The organism is Mesorhizobium sp. LMG 17147 (assembly GCF_024297145.1).
In the GTDB taxonomy this organism is placed as follows: domain Bacteria; phylum Pseudomonadota; class Alphaproteobacteria; order Rhizobiales; family Rhizobiaceae; genus Mesorhizobium.
In genome coordinates this window covers 1-24,824 of sequence record NZ_JANCTC010000009.1, presented here as the reverse complement: position 1 = coordinate 24,824, position 24,824 = coordinate 1, and the positions used below count along the sequence as shown (strand labels likewise).

At 62.6% G+C, this 24,824-nt stretch carries 24 protein-coding genes; 20 read left to right on the top strand and 4 right to left on the bottom strand.

Annotated elements, in window-relative coordinates; genetic code table 11:
* Positions 1 to 38: 38 nt before the first annotated feature.
* The 3 genes from hflK to NMG46_RS17885 all read left to right on the top strand — a co-directional run bounded on the left by hflK (position 39) and on the right by NMG46_RS17885 (position 3,749).
* Positions 39 to 1,133, top strand: coding sequence for an FtsH protease activity modulator HflK (gene hflK / locus NMG46_RS17895; protein WP_023676693.1), 1,095 nt, complete (start codon positions 39 to 41; stop codon positions 1,131 to 1,133).
* A complete protein-coding gene (gene hflC / locus NMG46_RS17890) occupies positions 1,133 to 2,089 on the top strand; it encodes a protease modulator HflC (protein ID WP_254818932.1) in 957 nt (318 codons plus the stop codon). Before hflK ends, hflC begins: the two co-directional genes overlap by 1 nt.
* A gap of 142 nt (positions 2,090 to 2,231) precedes the next feature.
* Positions 2,232 to 3,749, top strand: a complete 1,518-nt coding sequence (locus tag NMG46_RS17885; protein ID WP_254818931.1) for a DegQ family serine endoprotease — start codon at positions 2,232 to 2,234, stop codon at positions 3,747 to 3,749.
* A gap of 46 nt (positions 3,750 to 3,795) precedes the next feature.
* Here NMG46_RS17885 and NMG46_RS17880 read toward each other — a convergent pair whose 3' ends face one another.
* Positions 3,796 to 4,368, bottom strand: coding sequence for a GNAT family N-acetyltransferase (locus tag NMG46_RS17880; RefSeq protein WP_254818930.1), 573 nt, complete (start codon positions 4,366 to 4,368; stop codon positions 3,796 to 3,798).
* Complete coding sequence (gene serB / locus NMG46_RS17875) at positions 4,365 to 5,252, bottom strand: phosphoserine phosphatase SerB (RefSeq protein WP_254818929.1); 888 nt, start codon at positions 5,250 to 5,252, stop codon at positions 4,365 to 4,367. The genes NMG46_RS17880 and serB overlap by 4 nt, the downstream gene beginning before the upstream one ends.
* Here serB and miaA point away from each other — a divergent pair.
* From miaA to NMG46_RS17860, 3 genes are all read left to right on the top strand, one after another.
* The gene (gene miaA, locus NMG46_RS17870) at positions 5,242 to 6,210 is read left to right on the top strand and encodes a tRNA (adenosine(37)-N6)-dimethylallyltransferase MiaA (RefSeq protein ID WP_254819098.1); all 969 of its coding nucleotides are present in this window, start codon (positions 5,242 to 5,244) and stop codon (positions 6,208 to 6,210) included. The genes serB and miaA overlap by 11 nt on opposite strands.
* Before the next feature lie 104 nt (positions 6,211 to 6,314).
* Entirely contained in the window at positions 6,315 to 7,109 is a 795-nt protein-coding gene (locus NMG46_RS17865) for a GGDEF domain-containing protein (RefSeq protein WP_254818928.1), read from the top strand.
* 147 nt (positions 7,110 to 7,256) lie between these two features.
* Entirely contained in the window at positions 7,257 to 7,643 is a 387-nt protein-coding gene (locus tag NMG46_RS17860; RefSeq protein WP_254818927.1) for an ester cyclase, read from the top strand.
* Positions 7,644 to 7,679: 36 nt separating this feature from the next.
* Here NMG46_RS17860 and NMG46_RS17855 read toward each other — a convergent pair whose 3' ends face one another.
* A complete protein-coding gene (locus tag NMG46_RS17855; RefSeq protein WP_254818926.1) occupies positions 7,680 to 9,506 on the bottom strand; it encodes an ATP-binding protein in 1,827 nt (608 codons plus the stop codon).
* A 152-nt stretch (positions 9,507 to 9,658) separates the two neighbouring features.
* Here NMG46_RS17855 and NMG46_RS17850 point away from each other — a divergent pair, with 152 nt between their 5' ends.
* The 12 genes from NMG46_RS17850 (at position 9,659) to NMG46_RS17795 (ending at position 21,934) form a co-directional block, all read left to right on the top strand.
* Entirely contained in the window at positions 9,659 to 10,225 is a 567-nt protein-coding gene (locus tag NMG46_RS17850) for an XRE family transcriptional regulator (RefSeq protein WP_254818925.1), read from the top strand.
* Position 10,226: 1 nt separating this feature from the next.
* Entirely contained in the window at positions 10,227 to 10,538 is a 312-nt protein-coding gene (locus tag NMG46_RS17845; RefSeq protein ID WP_254818924.1) for a hypothetical protein, read from the top strand.
* 21 nt (positions 10,539 to 10,559) lie between these two features.
* Positions 10,560 to 11,084 carry an N-acetyltransferase gene (locus tag NMG46_RS17840; RefSeq protein WP_254818923.1) on the top strand — a complete coding sequence of 175 codons (525 nt, stop codon included), beginning with the start codon at positions 10,560 to 10,562 and terminating at the stop codon, positions 11,082 to 11,084.
* Positions 11,085 to 11,375: 291 nt separating this feature from the next.
* Complete coding sequence (locus tag NMG46_RS17835; protein ID WP_254819097.1) at positions 11,376 to 13,127, top strand: acetolactate synthase 3 large subunit; 1,752 nt, start codon at positions 11,376 to 11,378, stop codon at positions 13,125 to 13,127.
* Between the two features lie 66 nt (positions 13,128 to 13,193).
* The gene (gene ilvN / locus NMG46_RS17830) at positions 13,194 to 13,766 is read left to right on the top strand and encodes an acetolactate synthase small subunit (RefSeq protein WP_023676680.1); all 573 of its coding nucleotides are present in this window, start codon (positions 13,194 to 13,196) and stop codon (positions 13,764 to 13,766) included.
* 61 nt (positions 13,767 to 13,827) lie between these two features.
* Complete coding sequence (locus NMG46_RS17825; protein WP_254818922.1) at positions 13,828 to 14,424, top strand: LysE family translocator; 597 nt, start codon at positions 13,828 to 13,830, stop codon at positions 14,422 to 14,424.
* 168 nt (positions 14,425 to 14,592) lie between these two features.
* On the top strand, positions 14,593 to 15,840 hold the full coding sequence (locus tag NMG46_RS17820) for an efflux RND transporter periplasmic adaptor subunit (RefSeq protein WP_254818921.1): 1,248 nt from the start codon (positions 14,593 to 14,595) through the stop codon (positions 15,838 to 15,840).
* Entirely contained in the window at positions 15,837 to 18,995 is a 3,159-nt protein-coding gene (locus NMG46_RS17815; protein WP_254818920.1) for an efflux RND transporter permease subunit, read from the top strand. Before NMG46_RS17820 ends, NMG46_RS17815 begins: the two co-directional genes overlap by 4 nt.
* Before the next feature lie 56 nt (positions 18,996 to 19,051).
* Complete coding sequence (nthA, locus tag NMG46_RS17810; protein WP_254818919.1) at positions 19,052 to 19,657, top strand: nitrile hydratase subunit alpha; 606 nt, start codon at positions 19,052 to 19,054, stop codon at positions 19,655 to 19,657.
* On the top strand, positions 19,654 to 20,313 hold the full coding sequence (nthB, locus tag NMG46_RS17805) for a nitrile hydratase subunit beta (RefSeq protein WP_254818918.1): 660 nt from the start codon (positions 19,654 to 19,656) through the stop codon (positions 20,311 to 20,313). Before nthA ends, nthB begins: the two co-directional genes overlap by 4 nt.
* 19 nt (positions 20,314 to 20,332) lie before the next feature.
* Entirely contained in the window at positions 20,333 to 20,665 is a 333-nt protein-coding gene (locus NMG46_RS17800) for a nitrile hydratase accessory protein (RefSeq protein WP_254819096.1), read from the top strand.
* Between the two features lie 141 nt (positions 20,666 to 20,806).
* Positions 20,807 to 21,934: an ATP-dependent RecD-like DNA helicase gene (locus NMG46_RS17795; RefSeq protein ID WP_254818917.1), complete on the top strand. Its 1,128-nt coding sequence runs from the start codon at positions 20,807 to 20,809 to the stop codon at positions 21,932 to 21,934.
* Between the two features lie 6 nt (positions 21,935 to 21,940).
* On the opposite strand, the gene NMG46_RS17790 is transcribed toward NMG46_RS17795, so the two are convergent.
* Positions 21,941 to 22,345: an STAS/SEC14 domain-containing protein gene (locus tag NMG46_RS17790; protein WP_254818916.1), complete on the bottom strand. Its 405-nt coding sequence runs from the start codon at positions 22,343 to 22,345 to the stop codon at positions 21,941 to 21,943.
* 114 nt (positions 22,346 to 22,459) lie between these two features.
* Between NMG46_RS17790 and NMG46_RS17785 the strand changes: the two genes are divergently transcribed.
* Positions 22,460 to 23,200 carry a pyridoxine 5'-phosphate synthase gene (locus tag NMG46_RS17785; RefSeq protein WP_254818915.1) on the top strand — a complete coding sequence of 247 codons (741 nt, stop codon included), beginning with the start codon at positions 22,460 to 22,462 and terminating at the stop codon, positions 23,198 to 23,200.
* A gap of 96 nt (positions 23,201 to 23,296) precedes the next feature.
* Positions 23,297 to 24,824, top strand: a 1,528-nt coding sequence (locus tag NMG46_RS17780) for a potassium transporter Kup (protein ID WP_254818914.1), incomplete at its 3' end; no start/stop codon positions are given.

Genomic DNA, 24,824 nt, shown 5'->3' with positions numbered 1-24,824 from the left:
AGCCGGCGCTTGAGGGAATTCCAAGCGAAAGGACATTCATGCCCTGGAACGACAAGAGCGGCGGCGGCGGCCCGTGGGGCGGCGGCAACAATCAGGGGCCTTGGGGTCAGGGACCCAAGGGACCCAGCGGCCCACAAGGCTCGCCTCCCGATCTCGAGGACATCATCCGGCGCGGGCAGGACAGGTTGCGGCGCGCGCTGCCGGGCGGCGGTGGCGCGAGCCCGGCCGTGTTCGGGCTGATTGCCGCGGCGCTGGTGGTGCTATGGGCATTCAAGGCGGTCTACACCGTGCAGCCCGACGAAGTTGCGGTCGAGCTCAGGTTTGGCAAGCCGAAGGCGGAGCTCTCGCAGCCTGGCCTGCATTTCCATTGGTGGCCCATCGAAACGGTCGAGACCGCCAACATCGCCGAGCAGCTTGTCAGCATCGGCGGCGGCAGTTCCAGCGGCAATGGCCTGATGCTTTCCGGCGACCAGAACATCGTCAATGTGCAGTTCTCTGTGGCCTATCAGGTCTCCGACCCTAAGGCCTATCTGTTCGACGTGTCCGACCCGGACGGCATGCTGCAGCAAGTCGCCGAAAGCGCGATGCGCGAAGCGGTCGGCCGGCGCCCGGCGCAGGACATTTTCCGCGACGACCGGCAAGGCATTGCGGCGTCGGTCCGTGAGATCATCCAGACGACGCTGGACGGCTACAAGGCCGGCCTCAACGTCAACGCAATTTCGATCGAGGACGCCGCGCCGCCGCGCGAGGTGGCAGACGCGTTCGACGAGGTGCAGCGGGCTGAACAGGACGAGGACAAGTTCGTCGAGCAGGCCAATCAGTATTCCAATCAGAAGCTCGGCCAGGCGCGCGGTGCGGCCGCACAGATCCGCGAAGACGCGGCCGCCTACAAGAACCGGGTCGTGCAGGAGGCCGAAGGCGAGGCGCAGCGCTTCATCTCGGTCTATGACGAATATGCAAAGGCGCCGGAAGTGACGCGCAAGCGGCTCTACCTGGAGACGATGGAGAGGGTGCTGAAGGATTCGAGCAAGGTCATCGTCGAACAGGGCAATGGGCAAGGGGTGGTTCCCTACCTGCCGCTGCCGGCATTGCAGCAGAAGGCGCCGGCACCGGCCACCGGAGGAAACCAGTGATGGCCAACCGTCTTCCCGTCATTGCGGTCATCGCCGCGGTCATCCTGTTCCTGCTCTATTCGTCGGTCTTCGTCGTCAATGCGCGCCAGCAGGCGCTGGTGCTCAGGTTCGGCGAAATCGTCGACGTCAAGAACCAGCCGGGCATCTATTTCAAGGCGCCATTCTCCTTCTTCGATGCCGACACCGTGCAGCTGATCGAAAACAGGGTGCTGCGCTTCGACCTCGACAACATCCGTGTCCAGGTTTCGGGCGGCAAGTTCTATGAGGTCGATGCCTTTATCGCCTATCGTATCTCGGACCCGCGTGTGTTCCGCGCCGCGGTCTCTGGCCAGATAGAACTGGCCGAGGCCCGGCTGAGGACGCGTCTCGACGCCGCTTTGCGCCGCGTCTATGGCCTGCGAGACTTCGAGGCGGCGCTCTCGGAAGAGCGCGCCGTGATGATGCGCGAGGTGCGCGATCAGCTGAGGCCGGATGCCACCTCGCTTGGCCTGCAGATCGAGGATGTCCGCATCCGCCGCACCGATCTCACGGCCGAAGTCTCACAGCAGACCTTCGACCGCATGAAGGCCGAACGTCTCGCCGAAGCCGAGCGGCTGAGAGCGCGCGGCAACGAAGCAGCGCAGCGGATCAGGGCTCGCGCCGACCGCGAAGTGGTGGAAATCGTCGCCGAAGCGCAAAAAGAGTCTGAAATCCTGCGTGGTGAAGGTGAAGCCCAGCGCAGCGCCACGTTTGCCGGTGCCTATCAGCGCGATCCGGCCTTCTTCGATTTCTATCGGTCGATGAATGCCTATGGCACGGCGCTGAACAGTACCGGAACGACGATGGTGCTGTCGCCGAATTCCGAGTTCTTCCGCTTTTTCCGCGACCCGAACAGCAAGGAAACGCCTGCGGCACCGGCGGCACCACCGCCTGCCGCTCCCGCCGCACCGGCGGCACAGCCAAGCACCGGCCAGTAGGGCCGGTGCAGGGGCGCCGGCGTAACGGAGGATTTATCCTCTGGCCGTAGCCATAGCCGCAAACGTGCCTTATTTCTTGCCAACATGACGCGGACCGGCATTTTGCCGAAGCGGTTTTTTCAGAACACCCGGAGGCCTTTCGATGACATCCACCACCCTTCTGCGTGCAGCGAGGCGGACGTTCATCGCCGGGGCCGCTGCGCTTCTGGTCGGCGCCGTTGCCGTTCCGTCATTTGTGGCGCCGACGATGGCAGCCGACGGGCCGCCCTCGGTTGCCGATCTCGCCGCCGGCCTGCTTGGCGCTGTGGTCAACATCTCGACGTCGCAGACTGTTAAAGGCACGGAGGGGCCGGGCGCAGTGCCGATGCCGCAGCTGCCGGAAGGCTCGCCCTTCCAGGACTTCTTCGACGATTTCTTCAAGAACCGTGGCGGCGACAAGGGCGGCGGCGGGCAAAAGGTGCAGTCGCTGGGCTCCGGCTTCGTGGTCGACGCCGAGCAGGGCATCGTGGTCACCAACAACCACGTCATTGCCGATGCCGACGACATCGAGGTGAATTTCTCCGATGGGGTGACGCTCAAGGCGACGCTGGTCGGCACCGACACCAAGACCGACGTCGCGGTGCTGAAGGTCGATCCGAAAGGGCACAAGCTGACGGCTGTGAAGTTTGGCGATTCCAACAAGATGCGTGTCGGCGACTGGGTAATGGCGATCGGCAATCCGTTCGGTCTCGGCGGCACGGTGACGGTCGGCATCGTCTCGGCGCGCAATCGCGACATCAATTCGGGCCCGTATGACGACTTCATCCAGACCGATGCCGCGATCAACCGCGGCAATTCAGGTGGACCGCTGTTCAACAGCAGCGGCGAGGTCATCGGCATCAACACGGCAATCATCTCGCCGTCGGGCGGCTCGATCGGCATCGGCTTCTCGATCCCGTCACAGCTTGCCTCGGGCGTCGTCGACCAGCTTCGCCAGTTCGGCGAGACGCGGCGCGGCTGGCTTGGCGTGCGCATCCAGCCGGTGACCGACGACATTGCCGAGAGCCTGGGCATGGCGACCGCCAAGGGCGCGCTGGTCGCCGGCGTCATCAAGGGCGGGCCGGTCGACAACGGCACCATCCAGGCCGGCGACGTCATCATCAAGTTCGACGGCAAGGACATCCATGAAATGCGCGACCTGCCTCGCGTCGTGGCGGAGAGCCCGGTCGGCAAGGCCGTCGACGTGATCATCGTGCGCAAGGGTGTCGAGCAGACCGTCAAGGTGACGCTCGGCCGGCTCGAGGATGGCGAGAAGCTTGCCAGCGGCGGTGAAAACGGCAACACCGACCAGGACGACGCCGACAAGGCGCCTGCGGTTTCGACGGCTTCCGTGCTCGGTATGACGATCGGCGAGCTCAATGACGAGACGCGCACGAAGTTCGGCATCGCCGCCGACGTCTCCGGCGTCGTCGTGACCGACGTCTCCAAGGATTCGGCGGCGGCCGAACGCGGCATCCAGCCGGGCGAGGTGATCACCGAGATCGCGCAGGAATCGGTCGCAACGCCCAAGGACGTCATGGACCGGATCGGTGCGCTGAAGGAGCAGGGGCGCAAGAACGCGCTTTTGATGCTGGCGTCGAAGACCGGCGAGCTGAGGTTTGTGACAATCCGGATGGATTGAGTCCGGAAGAGCCTGCAACATTCTGATGTTGAAAGGAAAAGGGCGGCTAGCGGGCCGCTCTTTTTCTTGCCTGCCAGTCTGTGCGTGACAGCCTGTAGAAGACATGTCGCCTGAGTGCGGTGTGGTTGTCCGGAACACCTGGATGGTCGAAGTCGGAGGCGGGGTCGGGGATCATGCCCAGGCGCTCCATGACGGCAGTGGACCGGCTGTTATCCTTGACTGCGAAGGACACGATTTCGTCGAGGCCAAGTCTTTCAAAGCCATAGGTGAGCCAGGCTTCGGCTGCTTCGGTGACATAGAAGCGGCCCCAGAATTCGGGTGCCAGCCGCCAGCCGATCTCGATCGTGCCGGGCGGCAGGAAGGGCAAATGATCGGTTCGGGTTATGCCGACGAAGCCGATGCATTCACCTGTGGCTGCGATCTCAGCGGCCGCGAAGCCGAAGCCGTCGCGATCGATAGCCGCGCGCAACTCCTCCATCTTGGCGTCAGCCTGGGCGCGGTCGCGGCGAAACGGAAAGAATTCCATGACCAACTCGTCGGAATTGATGCGATGGAAGAGCTCGCGGTCACGATCTTCCCAGTTGCGCAGGATCAGGCGCTCGGTGCGGATCGGCGTCATTCGACAAATTCCGCCCGGCGATAACCCTGCAGATAAAGCAAGGCGGTGAGGTCGCCGTGGTCGATGCGGATCTTTGCCTCGGCTGCCACGGCCGGCTTGGCATGCAAGGCGACGCCGATACCGGCTAGACGGATCATGTCGAGATCGTTGGCGCCATCGCCGACGGCAATGGCATCGGCAGGTGTCAGGCCGAGGCGGGCGGAAATCTCGATAAGCGCCTCGGCCTTGGCGGCGCGGCCGAGGATCGGTTCGGCGACCAAGCCGGTGAAGCGGCGACCCTGCTCGATCAGACGGTTGGCGCGATTTTCGTGAAAGCCGAGCAATGCTGCGATGCGGGTGGTGAAGATGTCGAAACCACCGGAGATCAGCGCCGTCCAGGCGCCGCTGGCCGCCATCGTCTGGACGAGCGTGCGGCCGCCGGAGGCAAGCGTCAGGCGATTGTCGATGATGCGGTCGATGATTGCGGCATCGAGACCCTTGAGCAGCGCCACGCGCTCGCGCAAGGCCGGCTCGAATGCGATCTCGCCGTTCATCGATCGCGCGGTGATGGCGGCGACACGATCCTTGACGCCGATCTCGTCGGCAAGCTCGTCGATGCATTCCTGGTCGATCATCGTCGAATCCATGTCGGCGATCAGGATCTTCTTGCGCCTGTTCTCAGCCGGCTGGACGGCCACGTCGATCGGTTCGGAAGCAAGCGCGGCATGCAGGCGCGCCGTTATTTCGGAAGCGTCGGCGGTCTCCGGCAAGTCGAGCTCGCAGGCGATGTCTTCGGCCAGCCAGCGAACAGCGCTTGCGCCGACCGACCGCGAGGCCATATTCGCTAGCGTCGGCGTCAATGCGCGGTCGGCGGGATGGGATAGAAGCGTGGCGATCAGCGGCATTGAAAATTCCAGCGGACAGGCGGGCGAAGGCCGCGTGAAGAACGCGATCCTGATAGCCGGGCCGACCGCCAGCGGCAAGTCGGCGCTCGCACTCGACCTCGCCGAGCGCAATGGCGGTGTCATCGTCAACACCGATTCCATGCAAGGCTATTCGGTGCTCGACGTGCTGACGGCGCGGCCTGGTCCTGCCGAACTCGCCCGCGTCCGTCACTTTCTTTATGGACACGTCGATCCGTCCACTGCCTATTCCACCGGCGCCTGGTTGCGTGATGTCACGAAGCTGATCGACGACGGCATGCTCTCGGAGCGGCCAGTGATTTTCGTCGGCGGTACCGGGCTTTATTTCCGGGCGCTCACGGAAGGTATGTCGGAGATGCCCGACATTCCGAAGTCGATCCGCGATCGCTGGCGCTACGAACTCCAGGAACAGGGCGCAGTGAGATTGCACCGCATCCTGTTGCGCGAGGATTCTGCGGCCGGCATGATGCTGAAGCCGACGGATGGTCAGCGCATCGTGCGGGCGCTGGAGGTGCTCGACGCATCGGGCCGTTCCATCCTGGAATGGCAGGCCGCGCGTGGCCGGCCGTTGATCGACAGGAGCAGCGCGCGCTTTTTCGTCATCGAGCCGGAGCGAGCGGCGCTGGTGGAGCGGATCGATGTCCGCTTCGACCGCATGCTGGACAAGGGGGCACTGGACGAGGTGAAGCAGCTTTCGGCGCTCGGCCTCGATCCCGACCTGCCGGCGATGAAGGCGATCGGTGTTCGCGAGCTCCAGGCCGCGCTGGCCGGCGCCATCAGTTTTCCCGAGGCCATCGAGCGCGCGAAGATCGCGACGCGGCAATATGCCAAACGGCAGACGACCTGGTTCAGGCACCAATTGGGCCCGGAATGGCAGAGATTGCGTTCGGGTGAGGGGATCGACTCGATGCCCTCACCCCCTCCTTCGAGCGCAACCTGAAAAGTCGACACCGAGGGGCCATTTCGCGTTGAAGTTGTCCAGGTTAACTGTCCGTAAGTTCCCGCATGCCATAAGATCGATAGGAACTTTCCAACGGGGAGCAGATGCGTTTCCACAAGGCGGAATCAGCCTTTTTTGTGTTTATTTTTGTGATCCTGGCCGCCGGCCTGGTGACGCTTTACGCCTATGGGCTCCTGCAAACCCTGGCCGCCGACATTAGCAATACGCCTTCGGAACTCGATGAAATCATCTATCTCAACAAGCTGCTGTTTGCGACCGGCGTGCTGCTGGCGACTGCGCTGTTCTTCGGCATTTTCTTCATCTACCCACTGATCCGAAAGCAGGCGACGGAAGAAGGCAAGCTGCGTGCCATGACCGTTTCGCTCAGCGCGCGTTCAGAGACGCTGGAGCACGCGGCGCTCACCGACAGCCTCACCGGCATGCAGAACCGGCGCTACTTCGACGATGCGCTAAAGGAATATCTCGAAGAGTTCCGCCGCATCGAGAAACCAGTCGGGCTGATGATCCTCGACCTCGACCATTTCAAGCAGGTCAACGACAGCCACGGCCACGATGTCGGCGACGAGGTGTTGCGGGCGGTCGCCAACTGTCTCAAGGACATGACACGCTATCACGACGTGGTGGCGCGCCTCGGCGGCGAGGAGTTCGCGGTGGTCACGCCCAATATGGATGCCGAGCTGCTATCCAAATTCGCCGAGCGCATCCGCAAGGCGATCGCCAACATGTCGGTGCTGACAGGTAATGTCCGACTGAAAATCACCACCAGCGTCGGGCTTGCTGTCTGGGATCGCAAGGAAACCGCCGAGGAATTCTATCGCCGCGCCGATCGCCAGCTCTATGAGGCGAAGAGGCAAGGGCGCAACCGCGTCTGCGCCTGAAATTCCGTCGTCAAATTCGTGATGTGGAAATTCGTGATGCTGGCCGTCTGGTATCGTTTTCTGCGTTTCCGGTGCACGCAGACCGACGTCACCCAGTCAAGCTGAGATGCTGCCTTTGTGGGGCTTGCCGGAAATAGAGGTGTTGCCGTGACTAAATCCGACCTCTCAGATCGTTATCGGGGCTATATTGCATGTCTAAACAAGCAGGATTGGCCAAACCTGGGGCGGTTTGTCCATGATGAAGTGACCCACAACGGTCGCAAGCTCGGATTGTCCGGCTATCTCGAAATGTTGGTGAGAGACTTCGACCAAATTCCGGACCTTTACTTCGACATTCAGCTATTGGTTGCCGATCCGCCTTATGTAGCGAGCCGGCTAAGCTTCGACTGCACGCCAAGGGGAACGTTCCTTGGGCTCGATGTGAGCGGGAAGAGAATTTCGTTTGCCGAGAACGTATTCTATGAGTTTCAGAGAGGGAAAATTCGCCAGGTGTGGTCAATTATAGACAAGACAGCCATTGAAGCTCAGCTGTGATATCTGCGAGCGCTGCCTAAAAGTCGCTCGGCTCGATCATTCTGGCGGACGCAGCCCGAAGGTCGCCGGCTTAAGGCCGTATCGCAAGTCGAAATCGTCGTTCCGCTGGGTGCGTGCGGCCGACGGCTTGCGATAGTCCGAATCGCCGGCCTGCCGGCCCGGATCGACGACTTCCGCGAAAGGCATTGCCTGCTGTGATTTCGGCATGTTGCGCAGCCGTTCGACGATCGCCACTAGGTCGACCTCGTCGCCGGTTTCGGACGGCAAGGCATTCTCGCGTTTGGCGGTGCCTGGGATCAAATCCTCGGCGAGTTTTTCGAACTTCATCCGCATCGTCGTCGCCACGCCTTCTCCGAAGGCGATGGCCTCGCGCTGGCCCATGGAGGACAGGAACGCCAGCGTCGAGGCCGAGGAATCGGCGATTGCCGAGCGGATGATCGCCTGGTCCTGCTCGTTGGCGAGCCGCATGGCAAAGAACGTCGAGCACTGCGACAGGATGGTCGGGTCGAGTTCGCCCGGGCGCTGCGTGACGACGCCGAGATAACAGCCATACTTGCGGCCTTCCTTGGCGATGCGCGACAGCGCGTGCCGCGTAGGCGCGAAACCGAGGCGCGGATCGGCCGGCATATAGCGATGCGCTTCCTCGCACAGGAAGAGCAGCCGCAAGCGGCCTTCGCTCCACAATGCCAGGTCGAAGGCCAGCCGCGCCAGCACCGAGCAAACGGAATTGACCACCTCGGACGGCATGCCGGCCATTTCGAAGCAGGTTACCGGGCGGCCGTGATGCGGCACGCGGAAAATGTTGCCGATCGTCTCGTGGATGGTGTCCTCGATCAGGCGCGAGTTGAACATGAAACGGTAGCGCGGATCGGATGCCGCCGATTCGATACGTGCCTTCAGTGACCTGAGGGTCGGGCGATCGTTCTTGCTTTCCAGCAATCCCATGCGCTCGTCGACCAGCTTGATGAGGTCGGCAATGCGATAGGGCACCGGCGCGTCGGCGGTCAGCGCGTCGGTGCTGCGCCGTAGGTAGTTGCCGGAGTTCGGATTGCGGTAGAGGTTCTTGGCCGCGGGGATGAGATCGCGCAAGGCGTCGACCTCTTCCGGGACCGTCTCGCGGCCGCGAAACAGCACCTCGGCAAATTCCTCGAGCTTGAACATCCAGAAGGGCAGGTCGAGCGTCGTCGAATCGACCCTGACGCAATGTTCGGGCAACGACGCGGCGAACTCATTGTGTGGATCGAGGATGAGCACGCGCAGATCGGGCCGGGCGGCGATCGACTTGCGCAAGAGCAGCGACACGGCGGTCGATTTGCCAACTCCAGTGGTGCCGACAATGGCGAAATGGCGCGCCAGCGTATCGTCGATGGCGATATTGGCGTCGATGGCCTCGTCCTGCGACAGCGTGCCGATGGTGATCGAATGACGACCGGCGAGATCGTAGACGGCCTGCAGGTCGCGGCTGCGGATACGATGGGCAATGGCGCCGATATGCGGGTAGGTTGTGATGCCACGGTCGAAGATCGGCTTCGCGCCGGGTTCGGCACCGTCGCGCACCTCGCCGATCAATTCGATGCTGACCTCGATCGGATTCTGGCCCTCGCTGCTCCAGGCACGATCCGACTTGCCGATTTCATAGACAAGGCCGACGGTTCGTGATGTGCCGAGATTGATCGAGATCATCTTGCCGACGCTCCACAGGCCGGTGACCGTGCCTTCGATGTCGTCGGCATAGGCGCTGATGGTGGCGCGCGCGCCGTCGCATTGCACGACATTGCCCAGAATGCGCTTGTCGTTCTGCTCCGCCCTGCGGCGCTCCAGCAAAGTCGGTTCCCCAATGGAGGCTTCGCGTTCAACGAGCATGGACAGGCCGGTCCCCTTTTCCCAAGCGATGAGCCTAGGCGAACGGGGTTAAGGTGGGATGTGGCCGGATGGTTTAGCGGGCATTAAGGAGTTTGCGAAAACTGGACGAAACGGTCGTTGCCTCGCAGAAAAATTTTCGATATATTGTATTAATGGATGTTATAGCGAACGATATATCCTCGACTATCGGCAGAAGGATACACACTGAAAGGGTGGCTCGCAGCTGGTCCCTGGCTGAATTGGCGGAGCGGTCCGATGTCTCGAAAGCGATGCTGAGCACGATAGAGCGCGGTATGACCAGCCCGACGGCGGCACTCCTCGTGCGCATCGCGGCCGCCTTCGGCATGACGCTGTCCACATTGATCGCAAGGGCGGAATTGGAGGGCGGTGGCCTGCTTCGCGAAGGTGACCAGCCGCTGTGGCGCGATCCGGCTACGGGTTATGTGCGGCGGCATCTTTCGCCGGTCTCCGACATGCCGCTCGAACTGATCCGGATCCAGTTGCCGGCCGGCGCCAAGGTAAGTTTCCCGGCGGCATCCTATGCCTTCATCAGGCAACAGATATGGCTGATCACCGGGCGGCTGGAATTCACCGAGGGCGACATCGTTCACAGGCTCGAACCCGGCGACTGCCTGGCGCTCGGCGCGCCATCAGATTGCGTCTTCCACGCTCCGGGGCCGGACGCCGCCGACTATCTGGTTGCGTTGGCCAGGCGCTGAGGTGAAGGCACGCCGTCCGAAACGCTCCGACAATGGTGGACCGCCGCTCGACGACTATGACGGTCCGCCCTGGGGCAAGGGCGATCCCTATGTCTTTCTTGCCTGGCGGACCGCCCATGCCCAGGCATGGAAAGCGCCGAGCCGCGAGATCATGCTGATGCGGCTGGACAAGGCCGAGCGGCTGGGCCTGACCTATGAGGAATACACGCTCGAACTGCTGGAACGCGGGCGACATCTGCAAGAGGAAGACGCCGATCGCATCGCGGAAATCCGCCGGGCCAGGAAGCGGAAGCGGACCAGTCATTTCGACTGACGGGCGGCGAAGGGGAACCACATGAGTTCGATCGAAATCAGGCCACTCAGCAATATTGACGGAACGCAAAAAATGCTGGCGGATCTGCTGATCGGGACAGTCGCTGCCGGCGGCTCGGTCAGCTTCATGCATCCGCTGGCGCCGGAGATGGCCGCGGCCTTCTGGAACAAGTCGCTTGATGCGGCCGCCAGAGGCGAAAGGGCGGTGCTTGGGGCCTGGAACGGCGAGGCTCTGGTCGGCACAGTCACCTTGCTGCTCGACTGCCCTCCCAACCAGCCGCACCGGGCCGAGATCGCCAAGCTGATGACCCGCCTCGATTGCCGCGGCAAGGGCATAGCAAGGCGCCTGATGGAGGCGGCGGAAGCCGTTGCCGTGGAGAAAGGCCGCACGTTGTTGGTCCTTGACACGGCAAAAGAGGAGGGGGCTTCCGGCTTCTATGAAAAGCTCGGCTTCACGCTGGCCGGCGAAATACCGGATTATGCGCTGAAGCCGCATGGCGGGCTCACAGCCACCCTCATCTACTGGAAACGCATTGGGTCAGCCTGATCCGACCCGTGCACATTCGCCGTTGACAGCGGCGTCAAACCAATTCTATTGTCCGCCACCATGAAAAAGGCACTCATTCTCGTAGGAAAGCGCATGGGCGAGGCGGTGTAACCGCCGGGCGATGACCTCCCATGCGCAAGACACAGGCTCCCTCGGGGGCCTTTTTTATTGCCCGAAACACGACTAAACGACGAGCAATCGCCAGATGGCGAACAGTACGGGACCAGACCGATGAGCAGTGGACAGAATGAGCGGCGCGACATGGCAAGAACTGAAATGCCAAGAACTGAAATGACCGGCGCCGAAATGGTGGTGCAGGCGCTGAAGGACAATGGCGTCAAGCATGTTTTCGGCTATCCGGGCGGCGCGGTTCTGCCAATCTACGATGAAATCTTCCAGCAGGACGAGGTCGAGCACATCCTCGTCCGCCACGAGCAGGGCGCGGGCCATGCGGCGGAAGGCTATGCGCGCTCGACCGGCAAGGCCGGCGTCATGCTGGTGACCTCGGGGCCGGGCGCCACCAACGCGGTGACGCCATTGCAGGACGCGCTGATGGACTCGATCCCGCTGGTCTGCCTGACCGGCCAGGTGCCGACTTCGCTGATCGGCTCGGATGCGTTCCAGGAGTGCGACACGGTCGGCATCACGCGACCCTGCACCAAGCACAACTGGCTGGTGAAGGACGTCAACGAGCTCGCGGCAACGATCCACGAGGCCTTCCATGTGGCAACGACAGGGCGCCCCGGTCCGGTCGTCGTCGACATTCCGAAGGACGTTCAGTTCGCCAAGGGTATCTATGTCCCGCCGCAGACGGCGCCGCGCACCAGCTACCAGCCGAAGGTCCAGGGCGACCTGGAAAAGATCAAGGCGGCGGTCGAGCTGATGGCCGGCGCCAGGAAGCCGATCATCTATTCGGGCGGCGGCGTCATCAATTCCGGCCCGGAGGCGAGCCATCTGCTGCGCGAGCTGGTCGACCTGACCGGCTTTCCCATCACCTCGACGCTGATGGGCCTCGGCGCCTATCCGGCGTCGGGCAAGAACTGGATGGGCATGCTCGGCATGCACGGCACGTATGAGGCGAACATGGCGATGCACGATTGCGACGTCATGCTCTGCATCGGCGCGCGCTTCGACGACCGCATCACCGGGCGGCTGACGTCGTTTTCGCCGAATTCGAAGAAGATCCACATCGACATCGACCCGTCGTCGATCAACAAGAACGTCCACACCGACGTGCCGATCATCGGCGATGTCGGGCGCGTGCTGGAGGATCTGGTGCGGCTGTGGCGGGCAGCCGCCAAGGCCGACAAGAAAGCGCTTCACCCGTGGTGGGAGCAGATTGCCAAATGGCGCGCCCGCGATTCGCTCGCCTACAAGATGAACCACGAGGTGATCATGCCGCAATATGCCGTCCAGCGGCTCTATGCGCTGACCAAGGACCTCGACACCTACATCACCACCGAGGTCGGCCAGCACCAGATGTGGGCGGCGCAGCACTATCATTTCGAGAAACCGAACCGCTGGATGACCTCCGGCGGACTGGGCACGATGGGCTACGGCCTGCCGGCGGCGCTCGGTGTGCAGATCGCGCATCCGGATGCACTGGTCATCGATATCGCCGGCGACGCTTCGGTGCAGATGACGATGCAGGAGATAAGCGCGGCGGTGCAGCACGAGGCGCCGATCAAGATCTTCATCCTCAACAACCAGTATATGGGCATGGTGCGGCAATGGCAGCAGCTGCTGCACGGCAACCGGCTGTCGCACTCCTACACCGAGGCGATGCCGGATTTCGTCAAGCTCGCCGAAGCCTATGGCGGCCACGGCATTCGCTGCGACAAGCCGGACGAGCTCGATGACGCCATCAAGGAGATGATCGCGGTCAAGAAGCCCGTCCTCTTCGACTGTCGCGTGGCGACGCTCGCCAACTGCTTCCCGATGATCCCGTCCGGCAAGGCGCATAACGAGATGCTGTTGCCTGACGAGGCGACCGACGAAGCTGTGGCCAACGCGATCGACGCCAAGGGCAGGGAACTGGTGTAGCCTGGTTCGAGGAAGCTGTGCGGAAACAGCAGATTAGCGCAAAAGTTTTAAATCGAGATTCATGTCATGAACGCACAGTTGCAACCGACCGGCTCGGCCTATTTCATCGCCAAGGAGACGGAAAAACCAGAGAACCACACGCTTTCGGTCCTGGTCGACAATGAGCCGGGCGTGCTTGCCCGGGTCATCGGCCTGTTTTCCGGACGTGGCTACAACATCGAGAGTCTGACGGTTTCGGAAACCGAGCACGAAAAGCATCTGTCGCGCATCACCATCGTGACGCGCGGCACCCCGCATGTGCTGGAGCAGATCAAGCACCAGCTCGAGCGCATCGTGCCGGTGCACCGCGTCGTCGATCTCACGGTGCGGTCGCAGGAATTTGGACAGGAGCGGCCACTGGAGCGGGAACTCGCGCTGGTTAAGGTCGCCGGCACCGGCGAAGCCCGCGTCGAGGCGCTCCGGCTCGCCGATGCATTCCGCGCCAGCGTCATCGATGCCAACACCGAGCATTTCATCTTCGAGATCACCGGCAAGGGGTCCAAGCTCGATCAGTTCATCGCCATCATGAAACCGCTCGGGCTCGTCGAGATCTGCCGCACCGGGGTGGCGGCGATGAACCGCGGCCCGCAAGGGATGTGATCGTTCGGCCGGGCTCTATCTTGTCGCTTTGCCACCGATCGGACTGATTGGGGGGAACACCATGACCTTCGATGCATTCCTTGCTCTGCTGGTTTATGCCTTCGTGACCTCGGTCACGCCGGGTCCGAACAATTTCATGCTTCTGGCCTCGGGTGTGAATTTCGGCTTGGTCAAGACCGTGCCACACATGCTCGGCATCGGCTTCGGCTTCCTCGTGCTGTTGCTTGCCGTAGGCTTCGGGCTTGGCGCCGTGTTGACGGCCTTTCCGGTGCTGCATACCGGGTTGAAGATCGCCGGCGGCCTCTACCTGCTTTATCTCGCCTGGAAGATCGCCATGTCGCGCTCGCTCGGCGGCGAAGGCGAGGCGAAGGGCCAGCCGATGCGCTTCATCCAGGCTGCGGCTTTCCAGTGGGTCAATCCCAAGGCCTGGGTGATGGCGATTACGGCCATGGCCGTCTATACCAACCCGGAACGCCCGTTTGTGTCCGTGGTGCTCATCGCGGCTGCGTTCGCCGTCGTCATGCTGCCGAGCATTTCGACCTGGGCCGGTTTCGGCATGGCGCTGCGCGGTTTTCTGGCAGATGCGGTGCGGCTCAAATGGTTCAACATCGCCATGGGCGTGATGCTGGCGGCGACGCTGTGGCCGATGCTGCGTTAGCTGCCGTTTTATTGTGCACTGCACATTAAATCTTCGTAATGACGGGTTTTGGCCCTTTTTCGCCTTCGGCGTCCTCTATTATCTGGCAAAAGCGCGGCAATCGGCTGCGAGTTGAGCTAGACTACGGCCACCGGATAGCGGCGTGTCGGATCGAGAGGCCTTTTGTCGATGCGCGGAAAGATCGTATTTGCGGTGATCGCTGCAGCCTGCGTTGCCGCGGCGTGGCTCTATCTTTCGCCCAGCGCAACGAGCGATCTTCAGCACCTGCTGTCGGCGAAGCAGACGGCGGCGGCGGACAAACCCGCTGCAGCGGCAAGTGCCGCGCGTTCGACTTCCGTGGTTGCCGCCAGCGCCTCGACGGCCGATTTTCCGGTCCGGCGCTATGCCATCGGCTTCGTGTCCTCTCCTGCCGTGGTCAGCATCGACGCACGGGTCTCGAGCCAGATCGTCGCAATCGCGGTCAAGGACGGACAGATGGTGAAGGCAGGCGACCTTCTGTTCTCGCTGGACGATCGCTCGTTGAAGGCGCAATTGGCACGCGATCAGGCGACGCTCGCAAAAGATCAGGCGCTGCTTGCCAGCGCCACGGCCGATCTTCAGCGGGCCAAAAATCTTGTCGCCAGGCAAGCCGGCACACAGCAGACCTACGATCAGGCTGTCGCGGCGCAGAAATCCGCAGCGGCCACCGTCGACGCCGACAAGGCAACGATCGATGCCGACCAAATCCAGCTTGGCTTCGCCACGATCAGGGCGCCGATCTCCGGCAGGCTTGGCGCGGTCAGCGTCGCCGTCGGTGATCTCGTCACCACCAGCAACAGCAGCAGCACGTCGACCCCGCTGGTGACGATCACGCAGGTCGACCCGTTGCAGGTGAATTTCAATCTCCCCGAAAGCGATCTTGCGTTACTGCACAAAGCGCTGGCGGCGCCGCAGCAAGGCGCGGTGACGCTGACCAAGGATGGCGACCCGAAGCCGATCGGCAAGGGAACGCTGGATTTCGTCGATTCCAGCGTGGACACGGCGTCCGGCACGATCGCAACGCGGGCCAGCGTGCCCAACGCCGATCTTTCGCTGTGGCCGGGCCAATATGTCAATGTCGTGCTCGATGCCGGCATTATGCCGCAAATGACGTCGGTTCCGACGGTTGCCGTCCAGCCTAGCCAGAAGGGGCCGTTCGTCTATGTGATCAAGCCGGACAACACCGTTGAGATGCGGCCGGTGCAGGTCGCGCTGACAGAAGGCGCCAACACCGCGATCAGCCAAGGATTGAAAAGCGGCGAGCGTGTCGTCGTCGAAGGCCAGACCAAGCTGAAGAACGGCGCGGCGGTGCGCGAAGGCAAGGCTTCGACCGGCACCGGCGACCAGGCGGCTCCGAAGGTCGCCGAGGCCGACCGGACGGGCGGAACACAGCCATGATTTCCGAATTCTGCATCCGCAGGCCCGTCGCCACGCTGCTCATGTCGTTCGCTCTGGTTCTGGGCGGGCTATTTGCTTACAAATTCCTGCCGGTGGCGGCACTGCCAAGCGCGGAATTTCCGGTGGTCAACGTCTCGGCCTCGCTGCCCGGGGCCTCGCCGGAAACCATGGCGACCTCGGTGGCAACGCCGCTGATCAAGCAGTTTGCTACCATCGCCGGCATCGATTCGATTTCGACGACCAACTCGCTCGGCTCGACCTCGATCGCCATTCAGTTCGTGCTCAACCGCGACATAGACGACGCCGCCGCCGACGTGCAGGCGGCGATCGCACGCACGCAACGACAATTGCCGCCGGAGATGACCAGCCCGCCGAGCTATCGCAAGGTCAATCCAGCCGACGCGCCGATCCTGCTGATGTCGCTGGTCAGCGACACCATTCCGCTGACCGATCTCGATGCCTTTGCCGAGAATGTGATTTCGCCATCGCTGTCGACGATCGATGGGGTTGCGCAGGTTTCGATCTACGGCCAGCAAAAATATGCCGTACGCGTCCAGATCGATCCGACGGCGCTCGCCGCGCGCGGCATCTCGATCGACCAGCTGCAGACCGCCATTGCCTCGGCAAACAGCAACACGCCGCTCGGCGTGCTCAAGAACAACAAACAGCAGCTGACGATCACTGCGAACACGCAGCTGACCAACGCGGCGGGATTCTCCAACATCATCATCGCAACCAAGAACGGACATCCGGTGCGGCTCGGCGAGGTGACCCGCGTCATCGATTCGGTCGAGACCACGACGACGGCAAGCTGGTACGACGGCACCCGCGCCATCATCATGGCGGTGCAGCGTCAGCCGGATGCCAATACCGTCGACGTCGTCGACCGCGTCAAGGCGATGCTGCCTTCCTTCGAGGGTCAGATGCCGGCGGCGGCGAGCATCCAGTTGCTCAACGACCGCTCCACGTCGATCCGCGAGGCGGTGGATGACGTGCAGTTCACGCTGCTGCTCACCATCGCGCTGGTAGTGATGGTGATCTTCCTGTTCCTGCGCCGGGTGACGGCGACGGTGATCCCCGCGGTGGCGGTGCCGATTTCGCTCATCGCCACGCTGGGTGTGATGTACCTGTTCGGCTTTTCCATCGACAACGTCTCATTGATGGGGCTGACGCTGGCGGTCGGCCTTGTCGTCGACGATGCCATCGTCATGCTGGAAAATATTTTCCGCCATATGGAGGAGGACGGGCTCTCGGCCCTCGAGGCGTCGCTCAAGGGCGCGCGCGAGATCGGCTTCACCATCATCTCGATCTCGATCTCGCTGGTCGCCGTGTTCATTCCAGTGCTTTTGATGGGCGGCGTGATCGGGCGCATCTTCAACGAATTCGCGGTGGTGGTGACGGTCGCCATCCTGGCGTCGATGTTCGTCTCGCTGACGCTGACGCCGATGCTGTGCTCGCGGCTGCTGTCATTATCGAAAGCCGAGCAGAAAGCAGCGCATGGCGGGGACCACAGACAAAACGTCTTCATACGGGGCTATGACAGGCTGCTGAGATTCTGCCTGCACCACAATTTCCTTGTCTTCCTTGTCTTCCTCGTGACCGCCGGGCTGTCGGTATGGCTGATCCAGATCTCGCCGAAGGGCTTTTTCCCGCAGGAGGATATCGGCCAGGTCTCAGTGACGACCATTGCGCGCCAGGATATTTCGTTTGACGCCATGGTGAAGCTGCAGGGGCAAGTGGCGGATGTCTTCACCCATTCGCCCTACGTCGCGCATGTCGGCTGGTCGGCGGGCAGTGGAAGCAATGCGCTCAACCAGGGCCAGCTGTTTGTGCAGCTGAAAGACAAGGACCAGCGACCGAACATCGACAAGGTGCTTTCGGACCTGCGGCGCCAACTTGCCAACGTGCCCGGCATCGAAACCTACATGCAGCCGGTGCAGAACCTGCGGCTCGGCGCGCGTTCTTCGGCGAGTGCCTACCAGCTTGCCGTGCAGGGCCTCGATACCCGCCTGACGAACGTCTGGGCGCAGAAGCTGACGGACGCTATGGCTGCCGACCATGCCGCCTTCACCGACGTCACCAATGACCTGCAGAACAATGCGCTTCAGGCGACGCTGGTGATCGACCGCGACAAGGCGGCGACGCTCGGCGTCGATACCGACACGCTGCGTTCCAGCCTTTATGGCGGTTTCGGCACCCAGCAGGTGTCGACCATCTTCGGCTCGGCCGACAGCTACGACGTGATCATGGAACTCGATCCGAAGATCGAGTGGTCGCCCGAGCGGATGCTGGCCATCAAGGTGAGAACGGCGAGCGGCAGCCTGGTGCCGCTCGGCGCGTTCGCCCGCGTCGATCGGACCGCTGGTGTGCTGACCGTCAACCAACTCGGCCAGCTTCCGGCTGTGACCATCTCCTACAATCTGCCGCAGGGCGTAGCCCTCGGTGACAGCGTGAGCCACATCAATGCCCTGAAGGAAAAGATCGGCATGCCGCCGACGATCTCGACCACTTTCTCGGGCACGGCGAAGACCTTCCAGGATTCGCTTTCCAACCAGGGACTGCTGATCGGTGGCGCGATCCTCACCATCTATATCGTTCTCGGCATGCTCTATGAGAGCTTCATCCATCCGCTTACCATCCTGACCGGGCTTCCGTCGGCGGTGCTTGGCGCGCTGGTGGCACTGCGGCTGGCGGGGATGGACCTGTCGGTGATCGCGGTGATCGGCATCCTGATGCTGATCGGCATCGTCAAGAAGAACGGCATCATGATGATCGACGTGGCGCTCGAGCTTAGGCGCGAGGGGATGTCGCCTGTCGAATCCATCCACAAGGCCTGCCTGATGCGCTTCCGGCCGATCATGATGACCACGCTTGCCGCGCTGATGGGTACCATCCCCATCGCGCTCGGCACCGGCGCCAGTGCGGAACTGCGCCAGCCTCTCGGCGTGGCGGTGGTCGGCGGTCTGGTCGCCTCGCAGGCACTGACGCTGTTCGTCACGCCCGTCATCTACGTCTACATGGAGCATTTTTCCGGCTGGCTGGTCAGGCTGTGGGCGCGGCGCCGGGGCGAGCCGAGGCCGGTCGAAGCGGTCGACCAGCCGTCACTGTTCGACGAGGAGGAAGAACCGGTGCCGCAAAAGGCCGCAGCCGAATAGCGCTGGCCCAAGCCGTGGTGCTTGCGGCCGGGGGTCCGCAATCGTAATTTGACGCCATGCCGCATAATCACCACCATGACAACGAGCTTGATCCTTTTGCGGCGCGCGTGCGCGCGCTGGAGACGATTCTCACCCGCAAAGGCCTGATCGATCCGGCGGCGATCGATGTCATTGTCGACACCTACGAGACCAAGATCGGGCCGCGCAACGGCGCAAAGGTGGTGGCGAAAGCCTGGGTTGATCCCGCCTTTGCCGCATGGCTGAAGCGTGACGCGACGGCGGCAATCGAATCGCTCGGCTACACCGGCCGGCAAGGCGAGCACATGCAGGCGGTCTTCAACACGGCCGAAGCGCACAACCTCGTCGTCTGCACGCTATGCTCCTGCTATCCGTGGTCGGTGCTCGGCCTGCCGCCGGTCTGGTACAAGGCGCCGCCCTATCGTTCGCGCGCAGTGATCGATCCGCGCGGCGTGCTTGAGGAATTCGGGCTGATCTTGCCGGCGACGACAACAATCCGGGTGTGGGATTCGACCGCCGAGCTTCGCTATCTGGTGGTGCCTATGCAGCCAAGGGGCACCGAGGGCTGGGATGAGGGACGGCTCGCCGATCTTGTGACGCGCGATGCCATGATCGGCACCGCGTTGGCGCGGGAGCCGGCATGAACGGGCCGCAGGATCTCGGCGGCCAGATGGGTTTCGGGCCGGTCGCGCCAGAACCGGACGAACCCTATTTCCATGCCGATTGGGAAAGGCGGGCGCTGGGCGTGACGTTGTGCGCCGGCGCCATGGGCGCTTGGAACATCGACGAGAGCCGGCACGCGCGGGAATCGCTGCATCCAGCGGATTATTATGCCTCCAGCTACTACCAGATATGGATCAAGGCGCTGGAGGTGCTGCTCAAACGCCATGGTTTCGTCGGCGACCGCGACCTGGCCACGGGCGACGCAGTCGACCCGGCAGCGACACCCAAACGGGTGCTGAAGGCTAAAGATGTTCCGGCGGTGCTGGCCAAGGGCGGGCCTTGCGACCGGCCGGTCGCTATGCCGGCGCGGTTCAAGGCGGGCGACACTGTGCGTACGAAGAATTTCCATCCGACGGGCCACACCAGGCTCCCGCGCTATGCACGCGGCAAGCAAGGTGTCGTCGAGGCTGTGCGCGGCGGCTTTGTTTTTCCCGACACAAACGCGCACGGCCAGGGTGAAAACCCGCAATGGGTCTATACGGTGGCCTTCACCGGCAGCGAAATCTGGGGCGAGGGCGCCGACCCGACACTTGTCGTTTCGATCGATGCCTGGGAGAACTACCTTGAGCCGGCGTGAGACGAGCTCAATCGCCGCTATGCCGCCAGCCGGTGTCGAGGCGCCTGTGTTTGCCGAGCCGTGGCAAGCAGAGGCCTTTGCCATGACGGTAGCACTGCACGATAACGGGTTGTTTTCGTGGAGCGAATGGGCGGATGCTTTGTCGGCAGAGGTGAAGCGGCCGGGCGCCGCGCGCGACGGTCGCGATTACTACGAGCACTGGCTGGCGGCGCTGGAAAAGCTGCTGTCGGCCAAAGGCATTGCCGGCAAGAAAGACGTCGACACCATTGCCGCTGCCTGGGAACGCGCCGCGCACGCAACGCCGCATGGCAAGCCGATCCTGCTGGAGAACGATCCACGGCGGGTTCGGTAAGCTGCGGTCGCCTGGTTTGTTCTCTTTACGTTCCTGTTCGTCACTGATAATCCTGTCGCAGCGGCGCAGTTGCCGGCGGTGAAATTTGATGGTGATGGCACTCACCTTGTCTTTCCCTCGCGAATCCGGTCTGTCGCGCTGATGGAATTCTCTCCTCAACAGGACGAGGCGCTGAAGGCAGTGGCCGGCTGGCTGAAAGCCGGCAAGCCGCAGCTGTTCCGGCTGTTCGGCTATGCCGGCACCGGCAAGACGACGCTGGCGCGCTATTTCGCCGAGCATGTCGACGGCCAGGTGCAGTTCGCCGCGTTTACCGGCAAGGCGGCGCAGGTGCTGCGTTCCAAGGGCGCGGTCAATGCCCGTACCATCCATTCGCTGATCTACCGGCCGAAAGGCGAGGAATCGATAGCGGACGAGGTGACCGGCAAAACCTCGATGTCGCCGACCTTTTCGCTCAACCGGCAGAGCCCGATCTCGCGAGCCAAGCTCGTCGTCATCGACGAATGCTCGATGGTCGACGAGCAGCTTGGCCGTGACCTGATGAGCTTCGGCACGCCGATCCTGGTGCTTGGCGATCCCGGCCAGTTGCCGCCGATCTCCGGCGGCGGCTTCTTCACCGACCACGAGCCGGACATTCTGCTCACCGAAATCCACCGCCAGGCGCGCGACAACCCGATCATCAGGCTGGCGCTCGACGTGCGCGAGGGCCGCGAGTTCATGCGCGGCGACTATGGCGCGGCGCAAGTGATCGGCAAGGAAGACGTCACCCAGGAACTGGTGCTGAAGGCGGACCAGGTGCTGGTCGGTACCAACCGCACGCGCCGCCGCTATAACCAGCGGCTGCGCGAGCTGAAGGGGTTCAACGCCGATTATCCGCAAGCCGGCGACAAGCTGGTCTGCCTGCGCAACGATCCGGCCAAGGGACTGCTCAACGGCTCGCTGTGGAAGGTGATGACCTCGTCGCGCGAGACGGTCAAGCCCGGCATCAATCTTCTGGTTTCGCCGGAGGAAGACGACCCGGATCGCGGCGTCGCCAAGATCAAGCTGCTCAAGGCGGCGTTCGAAGATCCGGACGCCGACATTCCCTGGCAGCAGAAGAAGCGTTTCGACGATTTCGACTATGGCTACGCGCTGACCGTGCACAAGGCGCAGGGGTCGCAGTGGAACGAGATCGTGCTTTTCGACGAAAGCTGGGCGTTCAAGGAAACCCGGCAGCGTTGGCTCTACACCGCTATCACGCGCGCGGCCGAACGGCTGACGATCGTCCGATAGGCCGCATCAGCGCTGGGCGATCGGGTTGGCGCCAAGCCATTCCCAAGCGGCGGCCTCGTCCTTGGCCTCGAAATGCCGGAGTTCGATAGGCACAGAGGTAGGCAGAAAGGCTCTTGCCTCGGCTATCCAGTTCGGCTCACCGACCGCGGCGCAGCGGCTGATATGCTCCACTGCATGAGCTATGCCCTGTTCGATCGTCTCGTCCGACACGTCGGTCCAGTCGACACCCTCATGATCGATCAGGCGCACCAGCACGTCGATTTTCGAGTGCAGCGCGTAGGCCGCCTCCAGCAATCCGAACAGGTTTTCAGCGTCAGCCGCGGTGACGTGGCCGACGACATCGATGGCGAAGAGATCCTCGCGATCGGTGTCGATGCGGCGCACCGCCGGCACGTCGTCGAGAAAATTCAACAGGAAACTCCTTGCGCTCGATTTCTTCGTTCCCTTTGGAACACCTGAAACCCTCTGTCTGTTCCCCCTAAAGACGGTATAGATGCGCGCCGATATCAGCCTGGAGCCGTGCAAATGCCTGCAAAGCTTTCCGTCAACCTCAATGCCATCGCCATGCTGCGCAACCGGCGCGACCTGCCGTGGCCAAGCGTGACGGGGCTCGGACGCATCGCCCTTGCCGCCGGCGCGCATGGGCTGACGGTGCACCCGCGACCCGACGAGCGGCACACCAGGCATTCCGATCTGCCTGAGATCAGGGCGCTGATCGACGACGAGTTCCCGAATGCGGAATTCAACATCGAGGGCTATCCGACCGCGGAGTTCCTGGCGCTTGTGGAAAAGCATCAACCCGAGCAGGTGACGCTGGTGCCCGACGACCCGGCGCAGGCGACTTCCGACCATGGCTGGAACTTCGCGGCCGAGGCCGCGTTCCTGACACCGGTTGTCAAGCGCCTGAAGAAGGGAGGCTTTCGCGTGTCGCTGTTTTCCGATCCTGACCCCGATGGCGTGAAAGCCGCTCGCGACACCGGCGCCGACCGGATCGAACTCTATACGGGTCCATACGGCAGCTATCATTCCGATTCGGCAAAAGCGGCGAAGGAATTGGAGAAATTGGGAAAGACGGCGGATGCCGCACTGGCCGCAGGGCTCCAGGTCAATGCCGGGCACGACCTTGTGGTGAGCAATTTGCCGGCACTGGCCAGGCGCATCCCGGCATTGGCCGAAGTGTCGATCGGGCATGGGTTGACAGCCGATGCGTTGGAGTATGGCATGGCTGGAACGGTCAGGCGGTTTCTGAAGGCTTGTGGCTGGTAGAGAGAGGCGAGCCGATAGCCCTGCGTTCCCGGCACGGCAGCGCGCCCTTTCCATCCCCGCAGCATAGAGCACCGAACGTCTATGGGAGTGTCGTCCATGGCCCTTGCCAACGCTGGTAGCGAGGCAGAACCCATCGAGCAATCCAGCCATTCCACCGTCGAGCAGCACAGCACCAAGGTGCTGATGCTGGGCGCGTTGGGCGTGGTTTACGGCGATATCGGCACCAGCCCAATTTACGCATTTCGGGAAGCACTGCACGCGTCGTCGGGACCAGTAGCGCGCAACGACGTCCTCGGTGTGCTGTCGCTTATCGTCTGGGCGCTGACGATCATCGTCACGATAAAATACGTCGCTTTCGTCCTCAGAGCCGACAACAAGGGCGAGGGCGGCACGCTGTCGCTGATGTCGCTTGCGCGTAGTGCTTATCCAAAGGGAGCCCCGTTCATTCTGGGGATCGGACTTTGCGGCGCGGCGCTTTTTTTCGGCGACGCGATAATAACGCCCGCCATCTCCGTGCTTTCGGCTGTCGAGGGCCTGGAAGTGATGGCTCCGACGCTCGAAACCTTTGTCGTTCCGATCACTCTTGTCATCCTGGCAATGCTCTTTGCCGTGCAACGGTTCGGCACCGGCAGGGTGGCGGCCGTGTTCGGGCCGGTGACGGCAGCGTGGTTCCTGGCAATCGGCGCCGCCGGGGTCTACCATCTGCTTGACGATCCGTCGGTCCTGCTGGCGGTCAATCCCTATTACGCGGTCGCTTATCTGGCCAATACGCCCACCGGCGCTTTCGTCACGGTCGGGGCGGTGTTCCTGGCGGTCACCGGGGCCGAAGCCCTCTATGTCGATCTCGGCCATTTCGGGCGCAGGCCGATCGTGCTGGCATGGTTTGCTGTCGTGTTTCCTTGTTTGCTCCTCAACTATTTCGGACAAGGCGCGTTCGTTCTTGCCAACGGCGGCAAACCCACCAATCCATTCTTCCAGATGCTGCCGGATTGGGCGCTAATGCCCATGGTTGGGCTGGCCACGGCAGCGACGGTGATCGCCAGTCAGGCGGTGATCTCCGGCGCTTTCTCACTGACCCGTCAGGCGGTGCAGCTCAATCTGCTGCCACGTATCGAGGTGCAGCATACTTCCGAGATGCAGTCCGGCCAGATCTACATGCCGCGGGTCAATCTGGTGGTCGCGCTGGGCGTGATGTTGCTGGTGGTCGGCTTTGGCAGTTCGAGTTCGCTGGCTTCCGCCTATGGCATTTCGGTGACTGGCGAAATGCTTATGACGACCATCCTGCTGTTCGTGGTGATGCGGTTCCGGTGGAAATGGCAGCTTGCACTGGCGGCCGCGCTCACACTGCTGTTCGGCACGATCGATACCGGATTTTTCCTCGCAAACGTCGTCAAGATCCTCGAAGGCGGGTGGGTGTCGATCACGGTCGCCTGCGGCATGGGACTGATCATGTCCACATGGATCCGCGGCACCCGCTATTTGTTCGACAAGACCCGGCGGAACGAGATCCCGCTGGATTTCCTTGCCGGCAATCTGCTGAAGAAGAAGCCGCATCTGGTGTCGGGCACCGCGGTGTTCCTGACCAGCGATCCGCTGAGCGCGCCGACCGCACTGATGCACAGCC

Coding starts and splice junctions, on each gene's coding strand:
- NMG46_RS17855 (WP_254818926.1), bottom strand. CDS start 9,506: ATGCTCGTTGAACGCGAAGCCTCCATTGGGGAACCGACTTTGCTGGAG.
- ilvN (WP_023676680.1), top strand. CDS start 13,194: ATGAACGCACAGTTGCAACCGACCGGCTCGGCCTATTTCATCGCCAAG.
- NMG46_RS17795 (WP_254818917.1), top strand. CDS start 20,807: ATGGAATTCTCTCCTCAACAGGACGAGGCGCTGAAGGCAGTGGCCGGC.
- nthA (WP_254818919.1), top strand. CDS start 19,052: ATGCCGCATAATCACCACCATGACAACGAGCTTGATCCTTTTGCGGCG.
- hflK (WP_023676693.1), top strand. CDS start 39: ATGCCCTGGAACGACAAGAGCGGCGGCGGCGGCCCGTGGGGCGGCGGC.
- NMG46_RS17825 (WP_254818922.1), top strand. CDS start 13,828: ATGACCTTCGATGCATTCCTTGCTCTGCTGGTTTATGCCTTCGTGACC.
- NMG46_RS17835 (WP_254819097.1), top strand. CDS start 11,376: ATGACCGGCGCCGAAATGGTGGTGCAGGCGCTGAAGGACAATGGCGTC.
- NMG46_RS17840 (WP_254818923.1), top strand. CDS start 10,560: ATGAGTTCGATCGAAATCAGGCCACTCAGCAATATTGACGGAACGCAA.
- NMG46_RS17880 (WP_254818930.1), bottom strand. CDS start 4,368: ATGACGCCGATCCGCACCGAGCGCCTGATCCTGCGCAACTGGGAAGAT.
- NMG46_RS17865 (WP_254818928.1), top strand. CDS start 6,315: ATGCGTTTCCACAAGGCGGAATCAGCCTTTTTTGTGTTTATTTTTGTG.
- NMG46_RS17815 (WP_254818920.1), top strand. CDS start 15,837: ATGATTTCCGAATTCTGCATCCGCAGGCCCGTCGCCACGCTGCTCATG.
- NMG46_RS17800 (WP_254819096.1), top strand. CDS start 20,333: ATGCCGCCAGCCGGTGTCGAGGCGCCTGTGTTTGCCGAGCCGTGGCAA.
- nthB (WP_254818918.1), top strand. CDS start 19,654: ATGAACGGGCCGCAGGATCTCGGCGGCCAGATGGGTTTCGGGCCGGTC.
- NMG46_RS17785 (WP_254818915.1), top strand. CDS start 22,460: ATGCCTGCAAAGCTTTCCGTCAACCTCAATGCCATCGCCATGCTGCGC.
- serB (WP_254818929.1), bottom strand. CDS start 5,252: ATGCCGCTGATCGCCACGCTTCTATCCCATCCCGCCGACCGCGCATTG.
- NMG46_RS17820 (WP_254818921.1), top strand. CDS start 14,593: ATGCGCGGAAAGATCGTATTTGCGGTGATCGCTGCAGCCTGCGTTGCC.
- hflC (WP_254818932.1), top strand. CDS start 1,133: ATGGCCAACCGTCTTCCCGTCATTGCGGTCATCGCCGCGGTCATCCTG.
- NMG46_RS17850 (WP_254818925.1), top strand. CDS start 9,659: ATGGATGTTATAGCGAACGATATATCCTCGACTATCGGCAGAAGGATA.
- NMG46_RS17885 (WP_254818931.1), top strand. CDS start 2,232: ATGACATCCACCACCCTTCTGCGTGCAGCGAGGCGGACGTTCATCGCC.